General features: G+C 67.6%; 22 protein-coding genes. 14 read left to right on the top strand and 8 right to left on the bottom strand.

Annotated elements, in window-relative coordinates; translation table 11 throughout:
• Genes ACW177_RS07590 through ACW177_RS07580 form a run of 3 tightly spaced genes read left to right on the top strand, consistent with a single transcriptional unit; the run spans position 1 to position 3,316 of the window.
• The gene (locus tag ACW177_RS07590; protein WP_492027966.1) at positions 1–1,446 is read left to right on the top strand and encodes a lipopolysaccharide biosynthesis protein; all 1,446 of its coding nucleotides are present in this window, start codon (positions 1–3) and stop codon (positions 1,444–1,446) included.
• A complete protein-coding gene (locus ACW177_RS07585) occupies positions 1,443–2,384 on the top strand; it encodes a glycosyltransferase family 2 protein (RefSeq protein WP_492027965.1) in 942 nt (313 codons plus the stop codon). Before ACW177_RS07590 ends, ACW177_RS07585 begins: the two co-directional genes overlap by 4 nt.
• Positions 2,384–3,316, top strand: coding sequence for a glycosyltransferase (locus ACW177_RS07580; protein ID WP_492027964.1), 933 nt, complete (start codon positions 2,384–2,386; stop codon positions 3,314–3,316). Before ACW177_RS07585 ends, ACW177_RS07580 begins: the two co-directional genes overlap by 1 nt.
• 288 nt (positions 3,317–3,604) lie before the next feature.
• Here ACW177_RS07580 and ACW177_RS07575 read toward each other — a convergent pair whose 3' ends face one another.
• Complete coding sequence (locus tag ACW177_RS07575) at positions 3,605–4,306, bottom strand: P-loop NTPase family protein (protein WP_271166525.1); 702 nt, start codon at positions 4,304–4,306, stop codon at positions 3,605–3,607.
• Between the two features lie 50 nt (positions 4,307–4,356).
• A complete protein-coding gene (locus ACW177_RS07570; protein ID WP_492027963.1) occupies positions 4,357–5,796 on the bottom strand; it encodes a GumC family protein in 1,440 nt (479 codons plus the stop codon).
• Positions 5,797–5,917: 121 nt separating this feature from the next.
• On the opposite strand from ACW177_RS07570, the gene ACW177_RS07565 reads away from it, so the two are divergent.
• Positions 5,918–6,679 (top strand): polysaccharide biosynthesis/export family protein, encoded by a 762-nt coding sequence (locus ACW177_RS07565; protein ID WP_492027962.1) that lies wholly within the window; start codon positions 5,918–5,920, stop codon positions 6,677–6,679.
• A 3-nt stretch (positions 6,680–6,682) separates the two neighbouring features.
• Here ACW177_RS07565 and ACW177_RS07560 read toward each other — a convergent pair whose 3' ends face one another.
• Both ACW177_RS07560 and ACW177_RS07555 read right to left on the bottom strand, forming a co-directional pair.
• A complete protein-coding gene (locus tag ACW177_RS07560; protein WP_492027961.1) occupies positions 6,683–6,994 on the bottom strand; it encodes a sel1 repeat family protein in 312 nt (103 codons plus the stop codon).
• Between the two features lie 172 nt (positions 6,995–7,166).
• The gene (locus ACW177_RS07555; RefSeq protein ID WP_492027960.1) at positions 7,167–7,892 is read right to left on the bottom strand and encodes a glutathione S-transferase N-terminal domain-containing protein; all 726 of its coding nucleotides are present in this window, start codon (positions 7,890–7,892) and stop codon (positions 7,167–7,169) included.
• Positions 7,893–8,067: 175 nt separating this feature from the next.
• Here ACW177_RS07555 and ACW177_RS07550 point away from each other — a divergent pair, with 175 nt between their 5' ends.
• Positions 8,068–8,652, top strand: a complete 585-nt coding sequence (locus ACW177_RS07550; RefSeq protein WP_492027959.1) for an RcnB family protein — start codon at positions 8,068–8,070, stop codon at positions 8,650–8,652.
• 158 nt (positions 8,653–8,810) lie between these two features.
• A complete protein-coding gene (locus ACW177_RS07545) occupies positions 8,811–9,857 on the top strand; it encodes an RcnB family protein (RefSeq protein ID WP_492027958.1) in 1,047 nt (348 codons plus the stop codon).
• 128 nt (positions 9,858–9,985) lie between these two features.
• Here the strand turns inward: ACW177_RS07545 and gatB are convergent, their stop codons facing one another.
• Complete coding sequence (gene gatB / locus ACW177_RS07540; protein WP_492027957.1) at positions 9,986–11,488, bottom strand: Asp-tRNA(Asn)/Glu-tRNA(Gln) amidotransferase subunit GatB; 1,503 nt, start codon at positions 11,486–11,488, stop codon at positions 9,986–9,988.
• Positions 11,489–11,585: 97 nt separating this feature from the next.
• On the opposite strand from gatB, the gene ACW177_RS07535 reads away from it, so the two are divergent.
• Both ACW177_RS07535 and ACW177_RS07530 read left to right on the top strand, forming a co-directional pair.
• Entirely contained in the window at positions 11,586–11,915 is a 330-nt protein-coding gene (locus ACW177_RS07535; RefSeq protein ID WP_492027956.1) for a hypothetical protein, read from the top strand.
• 144 nt (positions 11,916–12,059) lie between these two features.
• Positions 12,060–12,443, top strand: coding sequence for an endonuclease domain-containing protein (locus ACW177_RS07530; protein ID WP_492027955.1), 384 nt, complete (start codon positions 12,060–12,062; stop codon positions 12,441–12,443).
• Positions 12,444–12,480: 37 nt separating this feature from the next.
• Here ACW177_RS07530 and gatA read toward each other — a convergent pair whose 3' ends face one another.
• Together gatA and gatC are read right to left on the bottom strand one after the other, a co-directional pair.
• The gene (gatA, locus tag ACW177_RS07525) at positions 12,481–13,959 is read right to left on the bottom strand and encodes an Asp-tRNA(Asn)/Glu-tRNA(Gln) amidotransferase subunit GatA (RefSeq protein ID WP_492027954.1); all 1,479 of its coding nucleotides are present in this window, start codon (positions 13,957–13,959) and stop codon (positions 12,481–12,483) included.
• Between the two features lie 147 nt (positions 13,960–14,106).
• Complete coding sequence (gene gatC, locus ACW177_RS07520) at positions 14,107–14,394, bottom strand: Asp-tRNA(Asn)/Glu-tRNA(Gln) amidotransferase subunit GatC (RefSeq protein ID WP_008261275.1); 288 nt, start codon at positions 14,392–14,394, stop codon at positions 14,107–14,109.
• Positions 14,395–14,532: 138 nt separating this feature from the next.
• Between gatC and ACW177_RS07515 the strand changes: the two genes are divergently transcribed.
• The 6 genes from ACW177_RS07515 (at position 14,533) to ACW177_RS07490 (ending at position 20,003) form a co-directional block, all read left to right on the top strand.
• Positions 14,533–15,117, top strand: a complete 585-nt coding sequence (locus tag ACW177_RS07515; protein ID WP_492027953.1) for a hypothetical protein — start codon at positions 14,533–14,535, stop codon at positions 15,115–15,117.
• A gap of 38 nt (positions 15,118–15,155) precedes the next feature.
• The gene (gene ruvX / locus ACW177_RS07510; protein ID WP_409715049.1) at positions 15,156–15,635 is read left to right on the top strand and encodes a Holliday junction resolvase RuvX; all 480 of its coding nucleotides are present in this window, start codon (positions 15,156–15,158) and stop codon (positions 15,633–15,635) included.
• Positions 15,632–16,555, top strand: a complete 924-nt coding sequence (locus ACW177_RS07505) for an AEC family transporter (RefSeq protein WP_492027952.1) — start codon at positions 15,632–15,634, stop codon at positions 16,553–16,555. The genes ruvX and ACW177_RS07505 overlap by 4 nt, the downstream gene beginning before the upstream one ends.
• Before the next feature lie 65 nt (positions 16,556–16,620).
• Positions 16,621–17,601 (top strand): aspartate carbamoyltransferase catalytic subunit, encoded by a 981-nt coding sequence (locus tag ACW177_RS07500; RefSeq protein ID WP_292149955.1) that lies wholly within the window; start codon positions 16,621–16,623, stop codon positions 17,599–17,601.
• A 142-nt stretch (positions 17,602–17,743) separates the two neighbouring features.
• Positions 17,744–19,012: a dihydroorotase gene (pyrC, locus tag ACW177_RS07495; protein WP_492027951.1), complete on the top strand. Its 1,269-nt coding sequence runs from the start codon at positions 17,744–17,746 to the stop codon at positions 19,010–19,012.
• Between the two features lie 64 nt (positions 19,013–19,076).
• Complete coding sequence (locus tag ACW177_RS07490) at positions 19,077–20,003, top strand: DUF3693 domain-containing protein (RefSeq protein WP_492027950.1); 927 nt, start codon at positions 19,077–19,079, stop codon at positions 20,001–20,003.
• 3 nt (positions 20,004–20,006) lie between these two features.
• Here ACW177_RS07490 and ubiM read toward each other — a convergent pair whose 3' ends face one another.
• Positions 20,007–21,188 carry a 5-demethoxyubiquinol-8 5-hydroxylase UbiM gene (ubiM, locus tag ACW177_RS07485; RefSeq protein ID WP_492027949.1) on the bottom strand — a complete coding sequence of 394 codons (1,182 nt, stop codon included), beginning with the start codon at positions 21,186–21,188 and terminating at the stop codon, positions 20,007–20,009.
• Between the last annotated feature and the right edge of the window lie 9 nt (positions 21,189–21,197).

Raw genomic sequence — 21,197 nt, 5'->3', positions numbered from 1 at the left:
ATGTTCTGGCGTGGCGTCTGGGGCTATCTGCCGGCCCAGATCGTCCAGGGCGTGGTCGGTTTCCTGACCATCGTCGTCTTCACCCGTTTGCTCAGCCCCGAGGATTTCGGCCACTACGCCCTGGCCTTCTCCGTCACCAGCCTGGCCCATACGGTCAGCTTCAGCTGGCTGGAGGCCGCAATGGCCCGCTTCTGGGCGGCCGAGCGCACGCCGGGCGGCCTGGCCACCCATTTCGCCAGCCTGTACCGGACGTCTTTCGCCGTCATCGCCGTGTTCGTACCGCTGGCCGCCCTGGTGGTCTGGCTCCTGCCCCTGACCCCGGCCTTCAAGCTGGCGGTCGGCTTTGGCCTGGCCGGGGCGCCGATCCGCAACCTGGCCAAGCTGGCGCAGGAGCGGTATCGCGCGGCCGGCGAGGTGTCCAAGGCCGCCACGGTGGACATGGGCGTCGCCGTGCTGGGCTTTCTGGTCGGGGCCGGTTTCGCCCTGGCCGGCGCCGGCGCATCCTCGCCCATGTTGGGGCTGATGATCGCCCCCCTGTTCGCCCTGCCCTTCATCCTGCCGGGCGAACTGCGCCAGTCGGCGGGCGGAACCGTGGATCGCGCGCGGCTGAAGGCCTACGCCGCCTATGGCTACCCGATCGCCGCCTCCCTGACCCTCGCCCTGGTCCTGGCCTCGACCGATCGTTTCCTGCTGGCGGCCTTCATGGATGCGGCGGCGGTCGGCGCCTATCACGCCAGCTACAGCCTGGCGAACCGTACACTGGACGTGATGTTCATCTGGCTGGGCGCGGCCGGCGCCCCGGCCATGGTCATGGCGCTGGAGCGCGGCGGCCGCGAGGCCCTGCGCCAGACGGCCCTGGAACAGGGTTCGACCCTGATCCTGATCGGCCTGCCCGCCGCCGTCGGCCTGTCCCTGGTCGCCCGGCCACTGGCCGAGCTGATGATCGGCCCCGAGCTACGCGTCGCCGCGGCCCTGGTCACGCCCTGGATCGCGGCTTCAGCCTTCATGTCCGGCCTGATCGCCTATTATTTCGGCTTCGGCTTCACCCTGGGCAAGAAGACCGGCCTGCTGCTGGTCACCATGGCTGTTCCGGCCCTGGCCAACATCGTCCTGAACCTGGTCCTGATCCCCCGGCTGGGCGTGCTGGGCGCCGCCGTCGCCACGGCCCTCAGCTTCGCCATAGGCCTGGTCGCCTGTCTGTCGATCAGCCGCCGCGCCATCGCCCTGCCGATTCCGTGGGAGGCGCTGATCCGTTGCGGCGTCGCCTCGACCGGCATGGCCCTGGTGGTCTGGCGCCTTCCGCCGCTGGGCGGTTTTGTCGAACTGATGCTGGACGCGAGCCTCGGCGGACTGGTCTATGCGGCCCTGGCGCTGACGCTCAACGCCGCCGGAGTGCGCGACGTGCTGAACCGACTGATCCAGGCCCGACGAGGGGTGACGGCATGAGCGGCTCCCGCGCCGATATTCACGACAATCCCGGCTGGGCCGCCGCCCGGCCCGCCCTGTCGGTCCTGATCCCCTTCCTGGGCGACGATCCCGAGCTCCTGCTGCGCCGGCTGGATACGGAAGGCCCCGCCCTGGCCGGCCGGGTCGAGCTGATCCTGCTGGACGACGGCACGGGCGACGCCGCCCTGACCGCCCGGTTGAAGGCGACGCTGGACGCCCTGGCCCTGCCCGCCCGGCTCGTCACCCTGTCCGCCAACGAGGGCCGGGCGCGGGGTCGCAACCGGCTGACCATCGCCGCCCGCGCCGGTTCCTGGCTGTTCCTCGACAGCGACATGAAGCCGGACAGCCCGCGCTTCCTCCAGACCTGGGTCGATCTGATCGCGCGGGACGACCCGGCCGTGGCCTTCGGCGGTTTCTCGCTGAAACAGGCGCCGCGCGACCGCCGCTTCGCCGTCCACCGCGCCCTGTCCGGCGCCAGCGAATGCGTCCGCGCCGCCCATCGCGCCAAGACGCCCGAGAAATACGTCTACACCTCCAACCTGCTGGTCCGGCGCGACGTTTTCGCCGTCGAATCCTTCGACCCCGGCTTCACCGGCTGGGGGTGGGAGGATGTGGAATGGGCCATGCGGGTCGCCCGCCGGTTCCAGGTGGTCCACATCGACAACCCGGCCACCCACATGGGCCTGGACACGGTGCCGGACCTGGCGCGCAAGTTCGACCAGGGCGCCGCCAACTTCGCCCGCGTCGTCGCCCTGCACCCCGAGATCGTCCAGACCTACCCCAGCTACAAGGCCGCCCGCGCCCTGAAACGCCTGCCGTCCCTGCCCCTGATCCGTCGCATGGCCAGGGGCGCCGCCCTGTCGCCCCTGTTGCCGACCCGCACCCGCGCCTTCGCCCTGCGTCTGTACCGGGCGGCCGTCTATGCGGACGCGATCTGATGCGGGACGTCGCCGTCGTCATCCCGACCCTGCGCCGCCCGGCCATGCTGGAGCGGGCCCTGCGTTCGGTCTTCGCCCAGGTCGGGTCGCTGGATCGGATCGCCGCCGTGGTCGTCGCCGACAACGACCCCGAGGGTTCAGCCGCCGCCCTGATCGAGCGCCTGCGGGCCGAGGCGCCCGTTCCCCTGACCTACGCCCACGCCCCCGTCCCCGGCGTCGCCACGGCCCGTAACATCGGCCTGGCCGCTGCCGACGCCCCACTGATCGCCTTCCTCGACGACGACGAGGCCGCCTCTCCCGGCTGGCTGGCCGCCCTGTTGCAGGCCCAGTCTCAGACCGGCGCCGACGTCCTGTTCGGCCCCATCCGGGGCCGCGTGCCCGACGGCACGGGATGGACCACCGCCTATCTCGAACGCTTCTTCGGCCGCGACGGCCCGACCCAGACCGGCCTGACCGACCAGATCCACGGCTGCGGCAACAGTCTGATGGTCCGCGCCACGGCCCTGCCCGGCCCCGCCCCCTTCGACGCCGCCATGGACCAGACCGGCGGCGAGGACGACCGCCTGTTCACCGCCCTGCAAGCGCGCGGCGGCCGGTTCGGCTGGGCCGCCGACGCCTGGGTGGACGAGTTCGCACCCCCCGACCGCGCCACCCTGAACTACGCCCTGCTGCGCGCCTTCGCCTATGGCCAGAGCCCCAGCCAGATGGCCGCCGCCCGCCGCGACTGGCCCGGCGTCGCCCGCTGGATGCTGGTCGGCGCCGCCCAGGCCGCCGTCTGGGGCCTCGCCTCCCTCGCCCTCGCCCTGCTCCGCCGCCCCGCCCGCGCCGAAACCCTGGACCGCACCGCGCGCGGGCTGGGAAAGGTCTTCTGGACCAGCCGGTTCGAGCCGAAACTCTATGGCGCGGCGATGGTGAGGCGGAGCACGACCTGAGCCGAAACTATGGGCCAGCGCGCACAATTCCAAAAACGAACCGCCGTCTTATCAATCGGTTGAAAATAAAAACGGCGATCAAACCACCACTCTGCGGATCGGAAGTATGATCAGGCGTTGGTCTTTGACATTGCTATCGGATCCGAGCGTGAACGCCACTGAGATCGGACTCATTGCGCAGGGAATTTAAGTGCAATATTTTCCGCCTCAATAACAGCAACTTACCTCAAATCGCACAGATTGCACCCGTTTTTCCCCCGAGTGCAATTTGCCGGCGACGGCTCTACGTCAGCCCGCCAGCCGGCTGAGGAACTTCGGCGGCTTGTAGGTCGAGCGGTTCATGACCACCCCGGCGATGCGGCCGCCGACGGCCTCGATTTCGTCGCGCAGGATCACCGGTCCGCTCGCGGTCGCCCCGCCGGCCGCCACCACCAGCACCGTCATGTCGACGAAGGGCGCCAGGATGATCGCCATGTCGTTGCGGTCCGCCGCCGGGCTGTCGATGACGATGGTGTCGGCGTGGGGCCTCAGGGCGTCCCAGTAGCGGGGCTCACCCACCGCCTCGACCCGATGGCCCGAGCGCAGGGACTCCATATGGAACCGGGTCGTCCACAGCCGTCCGCCCAGGCAGGGTCGCGCGGTCAGCAGACGCGCGGGCGGAACCGGCTTGCCGTCCCGCCCCGTCGGGGCCGGCGTCACGGCGAAGAAGCTGGAGCCGTCGGGCGAGGCCTGAGCCGGCTTGCCCAGTTGGCCGAAGCGATCCGGTTCGGCGGCGATGGCGTCCAGTTGCCCCTGCTGGGCCAGGTCCCCGTCCACCAGCCAGACCGGCTTGCGCGCCCGCACGGCGGCCAGACGCGCGAACTCGCGCGCCACGGTCGAGACGCCCTCTCCGGTCGTGGCGGCGGCGAACTGGATCACGCGGGCGCGATGCGCCGGAGCAGGCCCCAGCGCCGCCCAAAGACCGGCCATTTCGGACGTCAGATCGACCATCGAATCGCTATGCGCGCTCCACCAGCCCGCAACCTATCACGGCCACGCTGTCAGTGCGCCTTGGCCGGCGCCACCGCCAGGACCGGCATGTCCAGGGTCCGCCGCACCGAATCGGGCGTCGAGAACCCCCGCCGCGTGAAGATCCGCAGTAGGCCCAGGCACAGGGCCGTGAACCCGGCGAACAGGAAGACCGCGGCCAGGGCCGGGATCTTCAGGCTCTTGCCCGTCGCCGGCGGCTGCGCCCGCTCGATCACGGTGACATTATCGGCGCCGGCGGCCACCAGGGCGTTGTCGGCCCGGCTCTGGCTCTCGCGCTGCTGGAACTCGCGGATGTTGGCGGTCAGGACTTCGCGATTGCCCGCCAGGGTCGCGTTCTCGGACTCCAGGGCCGTCAGCCGCGCCTGCCGCGTGCGAATGTCCGTCAACTGACGATCCAGCGCCGAGAGCCTCGCCGCCAGGGCGTCCCGGTCGGCCTGGGTGTTGATCCGGTTGGTCTCCAGCTCGGTCCAGACCGGGTTCGGCCCGGTGCGAACCTCCTTGGGCCCCACCGCCGTCCCTGTGCCCACATAGGCCTGCAACTGGGCGATCCGGGCCTCGATATCCCGCACCGGCTGGGCGTCAGGCTGATAGCGCGACAGCAGCTGTTCCCGCTCGGTGCGCAGTTGCAGCACCTGGTCCTGGGCCGAGATGTTCAGGTCCTGCTGAAGCGCCACTTCGGCCGGCGTCGCCGCCTGCTGCGCCACCAGGGTGTTCAGCCTCTGGCTGGTCTGGTTCAGTTGGCTCTGGGTCGACATCCGGTCGGTAAAGACCGTCTGATAGACGGCCGCCAGGGTCGTCTTGGCGGCGGTGAAGTCGCCGATGTCGTTGCTGGTCAGGAACTGCTCATAGGCCTGATCCGCCGCATTCAGGTCGCCCTCGAACGCCAGCCTCTGGCTGGCGATGGCCGGGGTCTTGTCCTGAAACACCTCGCGCCGATAGGCGAGGTACTGCTCGATCACCGTGTTCAGCACTCGCGCCGCCCGTTCGGGATCGTCGGCCTTATAGCTCAAGCGGATGACCGCGCTTCCGGGCGCCGTGCCGACGCCAAGGCTGCCGCCGACCAGCTTGCGCGCCGCCGCTTCGGCCCGAGCCTTCGATCCTGTCGGCGTCTTGCCCAGGATGGCCGCCGGTCCCAGCGCCTCGACCACCCGCTGGCGCACCTGCCCCGAACTCAGGATCGCCGCCTCGGAACTGGCGACCTCATCGCCCTGCGGCGCCTGGCCCCGCTCGGCCGTGCCGACACGCGGTTGGTACACGTACTCCTGGCCCACGCCCGCAAACACCGCGCCCTGGGCCGTATACGTCTTCTTCAGCGTCAACACCGCCGCCGTCCCCAGGGCGAAGATGACCAGGAAGACGACGATCATCAGCACCAGCTCGCGGAACAGCAGGCCGACGACATCCAGCACGCCGTAACGCGGTCGGGTCGTGACATAGGCCGTCGAACGCATGGGTGGGCGAATCCGGGAAACTCTTGTTCGGATTCACCATTCGCCCACCGGCGTTAACCATCGGTTACCCATAAGGCGCGAGGTTGCAATCAACCTGTTCTCGTCGGACCAAACCGATTCCATGACGCCAGATCGCCGACTGTTCCTGCTGGCCCTCGGATCGGCCGCCGCGACCCTGGCCGCTTGCGGCGGGGGCAACGCCGCCCGCATGCCGCGCCCTGGTTCTCGCACCGACAGGGTCCAGACTGCCGGCCGTGACGACTTCCCCACGATCCCTTTCGCCGACTGGACCGACGAGGAACCGGAGTATCTGCTTTATCCCGGCGATGAGATTGAGGTGGCCATGCCCACCGCCGCCGAACTGACCCGTACACTGAAGGTCGGACCCGACGGCCGCGTGGCCCTGCCGCTGATCGGCCAGATCATGGCGGCGGACCGTACTCTGCCCGAGTTGGAACGGGAGGCGTCCTCCGCCTACGCTTCACAACTGGTGCGTCCGGTCGTTGAAGTGACCTTGAGACAGGCCGGGCCGATCCGAGTCTGGATCGACGGCGAGGTGCGAACCCCCGGCGTCATCGAGATGACCGGCGACCTGGACGCCTATCAGGCTGTCGTACAGGCCGGCGGTTTCCTGCCCACGGGCAAGCCGGATCGCGTGGCGCTGATCCGGCGCGGCCCCGGCGGCTCGCGCATGATGCGGGTGGTCGATCTGCGCCCGCGTCGCGGCGAGATCATTGCCCTGCGGCGTGGCGACATCATCTTCGTGCCGCGCACCACCCTGGGAGAACTCGCCGCCTTCTTCACCCAGGTGCGCGCCGCCATGCCGATCGGCTTCAGCTATTCGATCAACGGATCGAACGGCAACGGCTACGCCACCTTCTAGGAATCAGGCGGCCAGCCGCACCACGCCCATGTCGATGTAACGGCGAGCCGCCTTCTGCGCCTCGGCGATCTCTTCGCGTTCCATCTCCAGGCTCATCTCGCGGCGATAGACGCGCGCTTCGATCGAGCCCTTCATGGCGGCCAGGTTGAATATCATGTGGGCCGAAACCCGGTCCATCGGGCAACCGCCCGATCCGGCCGAATACATCATGCCCAGCTTGAACAGGTCGTCGCCCGACATGTCGGTCGTCGGCAGAGGCAGGCCTTCGGTGTCCGAAGCGGCCTGCGGGTCGTGCGCCATTTCTTGCGCGTTCATCACCGTATCTCCTGAACGGGCGCCGTTCTGGGCCCGTCTCTGATACCGCATCAAATACCGCCGGTTTGAAGTTAAAGTTAACGGCGAAAGCCGCCACCAAACTTTTCAGTAAAGTAGAAATGAATACTCCCAGAACGATTCAGAAGTCTGAAATCTGTTGGAAATCTCTTGTTTACGCCTTCGGCGCCCTTTGACCGAACAGGACCGCCCTCGCCGCCTCCGCGTCCTTGCCCGATCCGCCCGCATTCCCCCGTCGTTCTTCCAGCAGGGCGCGCCCGATCTTGACCGCCGGCCGCGCACCGACACGCTCGATCCAGGCCGCAAGGTTCGGGAAGTCGGCCAGGCTCTGCCCTTGCAAGGTCGGCAGTATCCAGGGCCAGGCCGCCATGTCGGCGATGGAATAGTCGCCGGCCAGATAATCACGGTCCCGCAAGCGTCGGTCCATGACGCCATACAGACGATGGGTCTCGTTCGTGTAGCGTCGCACCCCGTAGGCGATCTGACGCTGGTCGCGGATCATGGCCGGCGCATACTGGCGGAAGTGGTGCGTCTGCCCCGCCATCGGCCCCAGCCCGCCCACCTGCCAGAACAGCCACTGATCGACCTCAACGCGGGCGCGCACCTCCGTCGGATAGAACTTCCCCGACTTGTTCCCCAGATACTGAAGGATCGCGCCGGACTCGAAGATCGAGATCGGCTCGCCGTCGGGTCCGTCAGGATCGACGATGGCCGGCATGCGACCATTGGGACTTATGGCCTGGAAGTCCGGCTCGAACTGCTCGCCGGCGCCGATGTTCACCGGTCTGACCTCATAGGGCAGCCCCATCTCCTCCAGGGCGATGGAGACCTTCCATCCGTTCGGCGTGGGCCAATACCAGAGCTGAATCGGTGCGGTCATGCGGCGGCCTCCTCTAGGTGAAGACCGACATTTGGGCCTGTGCGCACGCCGCCGCAACGTCGGTTTCAATCCTGACACGGTCGTTCAGGAGGCGTTCAGGCGAGAAACCTGAGCTTGAGCGTCATTAACGGGCCAGTTCGTCGTTTCCGTCGGCGGCCCAGAATGGAGCAAGCAGATGAACCGCCTTACCAAGGCCGCCGTCGTCGCCATCGCCCTGTCCACCACGGCCGCCCCCATGCTGGCCGAGGCGCAGAACCGCGACCGCCGGGAATACCGCGAGGATCGCCGCGACGACCGGCGTGACTATCGTGACGAACGTCGGGACGACCGTCGCGACTGGCGCCAAGGCGACTACAACAATCGCCAGGACTATCGTCAGGACCGCCGTGACGACCGCCGCGACTATCGCGACGAGCGCCGGGATGACCGTCGCGACTATCGAAACGACCGGTGGGACCGAAACAATCGCGACTGGTGGCGCGGGCGGTCGGATTTCCGGGGCTACAACGGTCCGCGTTCGGGCTACTGGTACGCGCCCAGCTACGGCTACTACCGGGTCGAACCGCGCTACTCCGGCTACCGCTGGAGAACTGGCGGATATCTGCCGGCGCAGTACCGCACCTACTATGTTCGCGACCCCTACTTCTACAATCTGCGACCGGCTCCGCGGGGCTATCGCTACGTCCATGCGGGAAGCGACATTGTGCTGATTGCGGTCGCCACCGGCCTGATCGCAAGCGTCCTGTCCAACGTCTATTGAGAACGCAGGATCGCTGAACCGGAAAGCCCCGCGACATCCGTTCGCGGCGGCTTTCGCAGCGGGGTTTCAATAGGAAACCTTGTTCAGATCGGGTTCATCGACACGGCGCGATCATCCTCTCAAGCCGCCGGAGAACCGGCGTGCAGGAACAAAAGACCATGAAACGCCTCCTGATGGCTTTCACCGCCGTCGCCGCCGTCGCCGGGCCGCTCGCCGCCCCGATCCAAGCTCTGGCTCAGGACGATCAGCCCCGTCGCGAGCGGCGCGACGCCGACCGCCCCCAGCGCCCGCAGATCTCGGGCGAAGAACGGCCGGCTCCGAACCGCCCGAACGCATCCAGGCCGGAAAACTCGTACCGGCCCGAACGTCCGCAGAACAGCGCCCCGCGACCTGACGGGCCAAGGACGGACGACCGCCCCTCACGGCCAGATCGACCCAGCATGGGCGGCCGTCCTGACCGCCCGTCCAATGGAGAAGGCAGACCTGATCGTCCCGCCGGCGGCGACCGCCCGTCCCGTCCCGACCGTCCTGAAGGCGGTTGGAACCGGCCGGACAGGCCCGGAGACAGCGCCGGCCGTCCGGACAGGCCTGACCGCCCATCGAACGGCGGACGACCGGACCGACCGGGCGACAATGTCGGCCGCCCAGATCGTCCAGACCGACCGGATCGTCCTGATCGGCCCGGCAATGGCGGCAGGCCCGACAGACCGGGCGGCGACGCAGGCCGCCCAGACCGTCCCGACGGCGGCTGGAACCGTCCGGATCGGCCGAACGACAACTGGAACCGCCCGGGTCGCCCGGATCGACCAGGCTCAGGCTGGAACCAGAACCGCGACCGGCACGACGACTTCCGTCGCCGCTTCAACAGCGAGCAATGGCGGCGGGACTTCCATCGCAACCGCAGCTCGGACTGGTGGCGCAACGACCGGCGCTTCCATGGCTACAACGGCGTGCGCGTCGGCTTCTATTTCGCGCCGGGCTGGGGCTACTACAGCGTCCCTCGCTCCTACTGGGGTCGCTATTGGTCCGTGGGGAACTATCTGCCGGACGTCTTCTGGCGCTACCGACTGGACGACTGGCGCACCTATGGTCTCGGCTATCCGCCCGAGGGCACGCGGTGGGTGTTGGTCGACAACACAATCTACCTGATCGACGAATACGACGGCTACATCATCGACGTCATCCGCGACGCCTGGCGCTGGTAGTCTTAAGGAAGAAGGCTCGGAGAGCGATCTCCGGGCCTTTTTACTAGAATAGGTCGCTCAAGCAGAGAGCGGCCGCGCCGCGAGCGTCAGCGACCAGCCGGGGGTTTGGGGGCCGCAGCCCCCAAAAATCAGAGCCCCAGCTTGGCCTTGAGGATGTCGTTGACGGCGGCCGGATTGGCCTTGCCGCCCGTGGCCTTCATCACCTGGCCGACGAACCAACCCAAGGCCTGGGGCTTCTCGGCGACGGCGGCCGCCTTGTCCGGGTTGGCGGCTATGATGTCGTCGATGGCCTTCTCGATGGCGCCGGTGTCGGTGACCTGTTTGAGGCCGTGCTTCTCGACCACTTCGGCCGGAGAACCCTCGCCGTTCCAGACGTGGTCGAAGACCTCCTTGGCGATCTTGGAGGAGATGACGTTGGTCTCAATCAGTTCGACCAGCTGGGCCACATGGGCGGCCGGCAGCGGGTTCTCGCTGAAGTCCTTGCCGTCGGCGGCCAGACGCGCCGAGACCTCGTTGGTGACCCAGTTGGACACCAGCTTGGCGTCGCGCCCCTTCGCGGCGGCCTCGAAATAATCGGCCTTGGCCTGTTCCGAGATCAGGACGATGGCGTCGTACTGGGACAGGCCGTACTCGCTCATCAGCCGCTTGCGCTTCTCGTCCGGCAGCTCAGGCAGGGACGCCTTGATCTCGGCGATCCAGGCCTCTTCGAGATCCAGCGGCAGCAGGTCGGGATCGGGGAAGTAGCGATAGTCCTGCGCCTCTTCTTTCGACCGCATGGAGCGCGTTTCGCCCTTGGTCGGGTCGAACAGGCGCGTCTCCTGAGTGATCGAACCCCCGTCCTCAAGGATCTCGATCTGGCGGCGCGCCTCGTACTGGATCGCCTGGGAGATAAAGCGGAACGAGTTGACGTTCTTGATCTCGCAGCGCGTGCCCAGGTAGCTGAAATCGCGGCTGGCCTTGAACTTCTCGTAGTTGCCCGCACGGCAGACCGAGACGTTCACGTCGGCGCGCAGATTGCCCTTCTCCATGTCGCCGTCGCAAGTGCCCAGATAGATCAGGATGGTCCGGATCTTCTTCACATAGGCGACCGCCTCTTCCGGCGTGCGCAGGTCGGGACGCGAGACGATCTCCATCAGGGCGGTGCCGGCCCGGTTCAGGTCGACATAGCTCTCGGTCGGCGACAGGTCATGGATCAGCTTGCCCGCATCCTGTTCCAGGTGCAGCCGCTCAATGCCGACGTTGAAGAAGCTGCCGTCCTCGGCCTCCACCTCAACCACGCCTTCACCGACGATCGGATAATAGAGCTGGCTGATCTGATAGCCGGTCGGCAGGTCGGGATAGAAGTAGTTCTTGCGGTCGAACTGGCTGCGCTTGTTGATCTGCGCGCGCAGGCCCAGGCCGGTCTTCACCGCCTGCTCGACGCAGTGTTTGTTCAGGGTCGGCAGCATGCCGGGGAAACCGGCGTCCACCAGCGACACCTGTTCGTTCGGGCCCGCGCCGAAGCCGACGGCGGCGCCGGAGAAGAGCTTGGCCTTCGAGGCCACCTGGGCGTGGATCTCCAGCCCCATGACGATTTCCCAATCGCCGGTGCGGCCCTTGATCGTTTTCGAGTTCGGAACAGTGTCGGTCATGGGGTCGTCCTAGCGCCCTAGGCGGCGGCGAGAAAGAGGCTGTCTTGAGGGTGTCGCGAAATCGCGCTCAACATCGGTCGCCTCAATGGAGAATCCCATGTCCAAGACCCTGTTCGCCGCTGCTGCGGCCTCCCTGCTTCTGGTCGGCGCCGCCTCGGCCCAGACCGCGCCGGCTCCGGCCCAAGCCCCTGCCCATGACGAGCACCACGCCCGTCCCACCATCGAGAGCCCGATCGAGGCCCTGGTGAACGATCCGGCGACCAAGGCCGTGATGGAGAAGCACCTGCCCGGCATGGACAAGCATCCCGCCTATGGCCAGTTCAAGGGCATGAGCCTGCGCCAGGTCGCGCCCTACTCCCAGGGAGCCATCACCGACGAAAAGATCGCGGCCATCGAAGCCGACCTGAAGGCGCTTCCGGCGGCCTGATTTTCCCCTCTCCCGGAGGGAGAGGGAGGGGCCCGCGCCGCAGGCGTGGGAGGGTGAGGGACAGACGTCGGCCGTCAATCGCATGGTCTTCCCTCACCCAAGCCTTTCGGCCATCTTCTCCCTCTGGGAGACAGAGCCGCAACCATGACGAGACAAGAGCGAACGGATCGGGCGCGGGCGCTGAGACAGACGTCCGGCCTGGCGGAACGACGCACCTGGTCTCTGTTGCGCGGCGGGCGGTGCGACGGGTTCAAGTTCCGTCGGCAGCATCCGATTGATCGCTACTATGCGGACTTCGCCTGCGAGGCGCTGAGGCTGGTCATCGAACTGGATGGCGGGGTCCATGAGCGCGATGAGGTGGTGCTGAACGACCATTATCGTCAGCAAGACATCGAAGCGCTGGGGTGGGTCGTCATAAGGTTCACCAATGCTCAGGCCATGGGGGAGCCGCATCAGATCACTGATGCGGTCCGCGATCATGCGAGACGGGTGAGGTCGGTCCCTCACCCTCCCACTCAACTGCGTTGAGCGGGCCCCTCCCTCTCCCTCCGGGAGAGGGGGTTTTTTACCACCATTTCCCAGGCTTGGCCGTGAAGCCCGCCGCGCGTTCCAGCGCCGCGCCGACCTGGAACACCGTCGCTTCGTCCAGGGCCTTGCCGATGACCTGGAGGCCCAGCGGGAGGCCGCCGGAATCGACGCCGGCGGGGACCGAGATACCCGGCAGGCCGGCCAGGTTGGTCGTGACCGTGAAGACGTCGTTCAGGTACATGGTCAGGGGGTCAATCTGCTTGTCCCCCAAGGCAAAGGCGGCCGACGGGGTCGAGGGGGTCAGGATGGCGTCGACCTGGCCCCAGACATTGTCGAAGTCCTCGGCGATGCGGCGACGGACCTTCAGGGCGCGGACATAATAGGCGTCGTAGAAGCCGGCCGACAGCACATAGGCGCCGATGGTCAGGCGACGCTGGACCTCCTTGCCCAAGCCCTCGGCGCGCGAGGTGGCGTAGAGGTCGTCCAGCGAGCTGAACTGATCCGCCCGGTGCCCGAACCGCATCCCGTCGTAACGGGCCAGGTTGGACGAGGCCTCGGCCGGCGCCACGATATAATAGGTCGGCAGGGCGTATTTGGTGTGCGGCAGGCTGATCTCGACGATCTCGCAGCCCGCGTCCTTCAGCCAGGCCACGCCCTGGTCCCACAGGGCCTGGATCTCGGCGGGCATGCCGTCCACGACATATTCGCGCGGCACGCCGATGCGAAGGCCCTTGACCGACTTGCCGACCGAAGCGGTCCAGTCGGGCGTCGGGATGTCGAGGCTGGTGGAATCCTTGGCGTCGAACGAGCACATGGATTGCAGCAGCAGGGCCGCGTCCTCGACCGTCTTGGTGATCGGTCCCGCCTGGTCCAGCGATGAGGCGAAGGCCACCATGCCGAAGCGGCTGGCGCGGCCATAGGTCGGCTTGATGCCGACCGTGCCGGTGAAGGCGGCGGGCTGGCGGATCGAGCCGCCGGTGTCGGACGCGGTTGCGGCCAGGCACAGGTCGGCGGCGACGGCCGAGGCCGAACCGCCCGAGCTGCCGCCCGGCGTCAGATCGGCGTTGGAACCGGTGGATTTCCACGGGTTCTTGACCGGACCGAAGGCCGAGGTCTCGTTGGACGAGCCCATGGCGAATTCGTCCATGTTCAGCTTGCCCAGCATGACCGCCCCGTCGCGCCACAGATTGGCGGTGACGGTGGATTCATACGGCGGGACAAAGCCGCGCAGCATGTTGGAGCCGGCCGTGGTCTGGACGCCCTCGGTGCAGAACAGGTCCTTGATGCCCAGCGGCGCGCCTTCCAGCACCCCGCCCTCGCCGGCGGCGATGCGGGCGTCGGAGGCGCGGGCCATGTCCATGGCCTTGTCCGCCGTCACCTCGACATAGGCGTTCAGGGTCGGATTGGCGGCCTCGATCTTGGTCAGGAAGGCCTGGGTGATTTCCTGGGACGAGAAGTCCTTCGACTTCAGGCCGTCCACAGCGGCCTTGAGGCTCAGTTTCGTAAGATCAGACATTCGCGCCAAACCCAAAATCCGTCACCCTCGGGCTTGTCCCGAGGGTCCATTGCGCCGCATCCGCCGCGTCTTGACGGCAGATGCCGCCGTTCGAACCCACCGTGGGCCCTCGGAACAAGTCCGAGGGTGACGGGGAAAGAGAGAGCGTCACTCCACCACCTTGGGCACGACGAAGAAGCCGTCGGCCGACTTGGGGGCGTTGGACAGGACGGCGTCGATCTTACCGCCGTCGGTGACCACGTCTTCGCGCAGGCGCAGGGGCTGAGCGACGTTCGAGGTCATGGGCTCGACGCCGTCGACATCGACCTCGTTCAGCTGTTCGATCCACTGCAGGATGCCGTTCAGCTCCTGGGCCAGCGGCTCCAGCCGATCCTCGGGGGTCTTGATGCGGGCGAGATGCGCAACCTTGCGCACCGTCGCAGCGTCGATGGCCATGCGGCCCTCCAACACACAGAATGAAAACGAAGGGGTCGGATTAGCGGTCCCGACTGGGATTCACAAGGATCAGAAGCCGCCCAACTGCCGCCATATTGCAAAGCTTTCCCTACGATCTGGGCCGCTGGAGAAGATCGAATGCTCGCCGTCGCCGTCCTGGCCGCCGCTATGCTGGCGCAAACCTCTTCCGCGCCGGACGCATGTGTCTACGACAAGGAGGCGATGATGGCCTTGTCTCCCGATGAATTCGACCAGGATCTAGAAGGCGGCTGGCGGGCCCTCTCGTACAAGCCGGGATGTGCCGAAGCTGCGGCCGATCTGCTGGCGGCCTACCGTACGGCCCATTGGGGGTCGCTGACACCGGCGCAGTTGCACGTAAACTATTGGCATGAAGGCCAGCTGAGAGCGTCTTTGGACCAACGCCTCCGCGCGAAGCGACTGCTCCTCGCTGGGGTCATCCCCACCATCACCAGCGACGGCTTTCAGGACTATGCGCTCGGCACAGTGGCTTTCCTGGACAACGATCGAGAGGCGCTCCAGGCCGCCCGCGATCGTTTAGCCGCCACGCCGCCGCCGGACGATTGGGCGGAGACCGTCGCATCCTTTCGCGAACAATATGGCGTTGAGATGAAATGGCCCATGAATCTCAACGTCCTGGACAATATGCTGGCCTGTTTCGGTCGCAGTTACGACGAGGCCTATGAGGGCTGTAAGGCGCCTTAGGCTTTGACACATCGGAGCGGTGCGCCTACCGCGCAGCCGTGCCCGTTCTCGACCTCCTCGACCTGCCCGCCGCCTGCCCGCCCGACACGCCGTGGATGGGGCTGGATCTGGGCGAGAAGACCATTGGGGTGGCGGTGTCGGACGCCACGCGCCTGATCGCCTCGCCGCTGGAGCTGATCCGCAAGTCCAAGTTCACCCTGGAGGCCGAGCAGCTGTTCAAGCTGATGGCCCATCGTAAGGTCTCGGCCCTGGTGATCGGCCTGCCCGCCAATATGGACGGGACCGAAGGGCCGCGCGCCCAGTCGTGCCGAGCCTTCGCCCGCAATCTGGAGCGGCTGCGCCCCATCAACGTCGCCTTCTGGGACGAGCGGCTGTCCACCAGCGCGGTCGAGCGGTTCCTGATCGAGGACCTGGACCTGAACCGTAAGCGCCGGGCGCAGGTCGTGGACCGCACCGCCGCCGCCTGGATCTTGCAGGGCGCGCTGGATCGGGTGCGGGATCAGGCGACCTGGGTTTGACGGGGCTGATCGCCGGCGTCCTGCCGGTCTTTCTGATGATCGCCCTGGGTTATGGGCTGCGAAAATCCGGCTTCCTGCCCGATGAGGCCTGGCGGCCGATCGAGAAGCTGTCGATCAACATCTTTTACCCCAGCTTCCTGATCCCCGCGATCTGGCATGCCGATCTGTCGGGCGGCGGGGCGACGGTGGCGGGGGCTGCGGCGGTGGGGGCGACCCTGATCGTGGCGGCGGCGACGTTCGCGGCACGGCCGCTGATCCCGCTGGACGGGCCGGCCTATACCAGCGTGTTCCAGGGGGTGATCCGCTGGAACAGTTTCGTCTTCGTGCCGGTGATCCAGTCCGTCTATGGCTCGGAGGGCACGGCCATGGCGGCGGTCGCCATCGCCTTCATCATTCCGGTGACCAATATCACCTGTGTGGCGGTGCTGGCCAAATGGGGGTCGCTGAAACGCGAGCCCTCGGCGCTGGGGCTGGCCAAGTCGATGATCGCCAATCCGATCCTGCTGGCCTGTCTGATCGGGCTGGCGCTGAACCTGCTGCGCGTGCCCCTGATCCCCGGCCTGTCGGACGCCATGGACCTGCTGGGCGCCGCCGCCCTGCCCCTGGGGCTGATCGTCGCCGGGGCAGGGCTTTCGTTCGCCGAGGTCAAGCGAAGCCGCACCACCATCGCCGCCGTGACCCTGGTCAAGCTGGGGGTCATGCCGCCGCTGATGTGGGTCATCGCCTGGGCTTTGGGCGGCGACAGCCTGGCCCAGGGGATCGCCCTGATCTGCGGGGCCGCGCCGGGATCGGCGGCCTCCTATATGCTGGCGCGCCAGATGGGCGGGGACGCCCCCCTGATCGCCGGGATCATCGCCCTGACCACCGTGGGCAGCGCCGTGGTCATTCCGGTGCTGCTGGCCCTGTTCCACTTCGCCTGATTTAGGGCGCTGACTGGCGCCCCACACTGGCGTTTGCGCCGACTCCCGCCTATAGGCGCGTCTCGATGACCCAGCCCCACGACGTCACCGACCAGACCATTCGCGAACGGCTGGTTCCGTTCCCCAAGGCCCATTTCCTGGCCGCCTCGGATCTGAACCCCTTCGTCACGCCGCAGCTGCTGGATCTCGGCGACGCCTTCGTCGACTTCAATCGCCAATCGTCCAAGGCCCTGGACCTGCTGCACGGCCGGACGGTGGTGAACCTGTTCTTCGAGAACTCGACCCGCACCAGTTCCTCGTTCGAGATCGCGGCCAAACGTCTGGGCGCCGATGTCGTGACCATGCCGGTGGCCTCGTCCTCGGTGAAGAAGGGCGAGACCCTGATCGATACGGCGGTGACGCTGAATGCGATGAAGCCGGACATTCTGGTCATCCGCCACTCGGCCTCGGGCGCGGCGGAGCTGCTGAGCCAGAAGGTCGGCTGCGCCGTCGTCAACGCCGGGGACGGCCGCCACGAACACCCGACCCAGGCCCTGCTGGACCTGCTGTCGATGCGCCGCGCCTTCGGGGATGTGACCAGCCTGACGGTCGCCATCTGCGGCGACATCACCCACAGCCGGGTGGCGCGGTCGAACGTCGCGATGTTGCAGATGATGGGCGCGCGGGTGCGCCTGATCGGGCCGCCGACCCTGGTGCCCGGCGACGCCGACCGTTGGGGCTGCGAGGTCTTCCACGACATGCGCGAGGGGCTGGCCGGCTGCGACGTGGTCATGATGCTGCGGCTTCAGCTGGAGCGGATGGCCGGCGCCCTGGTGCCCTCGACCCGCGAATATTTCCGCTTCTGGGGCCTGGATCGCGAGAAGCTGGCCTGGGCCAAGCCGGGCGCCAGGGTCATGCACCCCGGCCCGATGAACCGGGGGGTCGAGATCGATTCCGACGTGGCCGACGACCTGGACGTCTCCCTGATCCAGGATCAGGTCGAGATGGGCGTCGCCGCCCGCATGGCCGTGCTGGCCTCCCTGTCGGCCCGTTGGGGGGACAAGTGATGGACCTTAACACCCGTCACCCTCGGGCTTGTCCCGAGGGCCTACGTGTCCGCCGCTCGCGCGTCCGCCGCCTGTTCTCCGCCATCCAACAGCCGAGCCGCCCCCGCCGTGGGCCCTCGGGACAAGCCCGAGGGTGACGGGAATGAAGATCGCAATCGTCAACGCCCGCCTGCTGGATCCCGCCACGGACTATGACGGTCCCGGCGGCGTGCTGATCGAGAATGGCCGCATTGTGCGCGTCGTTCACGGCGCATCGCCCATCGACGCCGATCAGGTCATCGACGCGGACGGCCTGTGCCTGGCGCCCGGCCTGATCGACATCCGGGTCAAGACCGGCGAACCGGGCGCTGAACCGAAGGAGACGCTGAAGTCCGCCAGCCTGGCCGCTGCGGCCGGGGGCGTGACCACCATCGTGGTCCAGCCCGACACCGATCCCGCCGTCGACGACCCGGCGATGATCGACTTCATCCAGCGTCGCGGCGCGGCCCTGAACCTGGTCAATGTCCGCGCCGCCGGCGCCGCGACCAAGGCCCTGGACGGCCAGCGGATGGCCGAGATCGGCCTGATGGACGAGGCCGGAGCCCTGTATTTCACCGACGGCGACAAGGTCATCGTCAACAGCCGCACCCTTCAACGGGTGATGAGCTACGCCGCCGCCTTCAACGCCCTGATCGCCTGTCGCCCGTCCGACCCCTGGCTGACGGAAGGATCGGTCGCCGCCTCCGGCGAGCTGGCCACGCGGCTGGGCCTGTCCGGCAGTCCGGCCATCGCCGAGCGGATCGGGCTGGAGCGCGACCTGGCCCTGGTCGAACAGACGGGCGCCCGGTTCCTGGTCGATCAGATCTCGACCGAAGGCGCGCTGGAGACCCTGGCGCGGGCCCGCGCCAAGGGGCTTGAGGTCGCCGTCAGCGTCTCGATCAACCACCTGTGCTTCAACGAGGTGGACATCGGCGACTATCGCACCTTCTACCGGCTGGACCCGCCGCTGCGGTCCGAGGCCGATCGTCAGGCCCTGATCGAGGCGGTGCGCGAAGGCCTGATCGACGTCATCACCTCGGCCCACGCCCCGGCCCCGGCCGAGGACAAGCGCCGCCCCTTCGCCGAGGCCGCGCCCGGCGCCGTGGGTCTGGAGACCCTGCTGCCCGCCGCCCTGACCCTGCACCACGAGGACGGGCTGGATCTGCTGGACGTGCTGCGGCCCCTGACCCAGGGCCCGGCGGCCCTGCTGGGCCTCGACGCCGGGGTGCTGGCCGAAGGCGCGCCGGCGGACCTGGTTCTGTTCGACCCCGGCGCGCCGGTGATCGTGGATGCGGACAAGCTGCGGTCGAAGTCGAAGAACTCGCCATTCGACGGGCGACGGCTCCAGGGCAAGGTGATCGGGACCTGGGTGGCGGGGCGGAAGGTTTTCTGACTCCTCCGGCTTTCCGCCACATTCAGCCCTAGGCTCGACGAAAGTGAAGCTTGGGGAATCGCACATGACGATCTGGAAACGCACCGCCGGTCTGGGGCTGGTCTTGTTGGCCGGCGCCGTCATGGGGTGTTCGGAACGAGCCGACGCGCAGTCATCGCCCGCGCCTGATGCGCCGACCGAAGGCGCCCCCTATGTGCTGAAGGGCACCCAGGTCTGGACCGTGCCGGATCCCGTTTCGGGCCGAGACTACGAGGTCTTCGTCAGCCTGCCGCCCAGCTATGAGACCAGCCCGCAGCGCCGCTATCCGGTTCTCTACGTCACCGACGCCGACTACGCCTTCCCCATCATCCGGCAGATCGCGCGCCGAATGAACCTGGACGGGCCGGTGATCGAGGAATTCATCCTGGTGGGTCTGTCCTATTCGCGCGGCGACAGCGGCGCAGTGAGCCGGACCCGCGACTATACCCCCACCCCGAACGCCCCCCGAGGGGGGCGCTCGCCGAGCTACGGCCAGGGACCGGCCTATCAGACCTATCTGAAGACCGAAGTCTTGCCCTTTATCGAAACCCGGTTCCGCGCCGATCCCGCGCGCCGCATCTTGTTGGGCCACTCCTACGGCGGTCTGCTCGGCGCCCAGATCCTGTTCAGCGATCCGGCCCTGTTCTCCGGCTACGCCTTAGGCAGCCCGTCCTTCTGGTTCGATAACCACCACATCATGAAGATGGAGGCGGAATACGCGCGATCTCACCAGGACCTCCCGGCCGACGTCTTCATGTACATCGGCGGCTGGGAAGCGCCCGGGCCGGATCGCCGGAACACCCGGGAGACCGACATGGTCGCCGACGTGCGGACCATGGAGCGTACCCTGAAGTCCCATGCCTATCCGAACCTAACGGTTCGGTCGGTGGTGCTGGAAGACGAAGACCATCTGAGCGTCGCGCCGGTCGGCTTCACCCGCGCCCTGGAAGCCCTGCTGCCCGCGAAGAAGTAGAACTCACGCCGTCAGCATCCGCTTCACCACCCGTTTGAACGGCGCCGTCGCCTGGCCGGCGCGCAGGGCGACGCCGCGCGCCAGGCGGGCCGGGGGCGTTTCCTGGGTGAACAGGCGGACCAGGGCGTTGGTGCCCTGATACAGCGGCCAGCTGGCGAGGCGGTGGTCGCGTTCATAGCGGGCCAGCAGGCGTTCCGAACCGATGTCCCCGCCTCGGGCCGACTTTACCACCTTGGCCAAGGTATCCTGTCCGCGCAGACCCAGGTTGAAGCCGTGGGCGGTGACCGGGTGCATACCCACGGCGGCGTCGCCGATCAGGGCGAAACCCTCGCCCGCGAACCGGCGGCTCCAGGTGGTGGCCAGGGGATAGGCGTGGCGTTCGCTGACCAATTCCAGCCCGGTAAGCCGTCCCTTCAGCCGCCGCTCCATCTCGACCGCAAAGGCCTCGGGCGACAGGCGCATCAGGTCGGCGATGGCCGGGGCGGCCAGGGTCAGGACGACGGAGGAGACCCGCTCATCAACGTCCGCGACCGGCAGCAGGGCGACGGTCTGGCGGTGGTCGAACCATTCGGTGGCGACATGGCCGTGCGCCTGGTCGTGGCGCATTCGGCAAACCATCATCGACCGGCCCAACCGGTTCATCTCGACCCCGACGCCCAATTGGTCGCGTACGCCGGAAAAGCGCGAGTCGGCCGCCACGATCAGATTCGTCCGGATCGTCGCGCCGTCGTCCAGCACGACCCGGCCGCGCGGGGCGACGCCCTGGACAGTACAGCTCGACACCCGCCGTCCGGCCATCAGGGTCACGCCCGGCTGGCCTTCCACGACTTCGAACAGGGCGCGGCGGATCAGGTGGTTGGGGATCAGGACGCCCAGCCGGTCGGCGCCGCCGGCGTCGAAGGTCAGGGCGAAGGGCGAGCCGCCGTCCAGCACCCGCGCCTCGCGCAGGTCGGAGATATCTTCCGCCGGAACCCGGTCCCAGGCGCCCAGGCTCTTCAGCAGGCGGATGGAGTTGTGAGTCAGGGCGATCTCACGCCCGTCGAAAGCCGGATCGCGCAGGGCGGCCTGATCCTGACCCTCGATCAGGGCGACCGTCAGCCCGGTTCCGGCCAGCGACCGGGTGAAGGCCAGGCCCGCAGGTCCGGCCCCGACCACGGCCACGTCGAACATCAGATCATCGCGCATGCTGAACTC

The organism is Brevundimonas sp. AVps23W, from assembly GCF_058681395.1.
The sequence above is the reverse complement of the archived record's forward strand: the minus strand, read 5'-3'. Positions and strand labels throughout refer to the sequence as shown.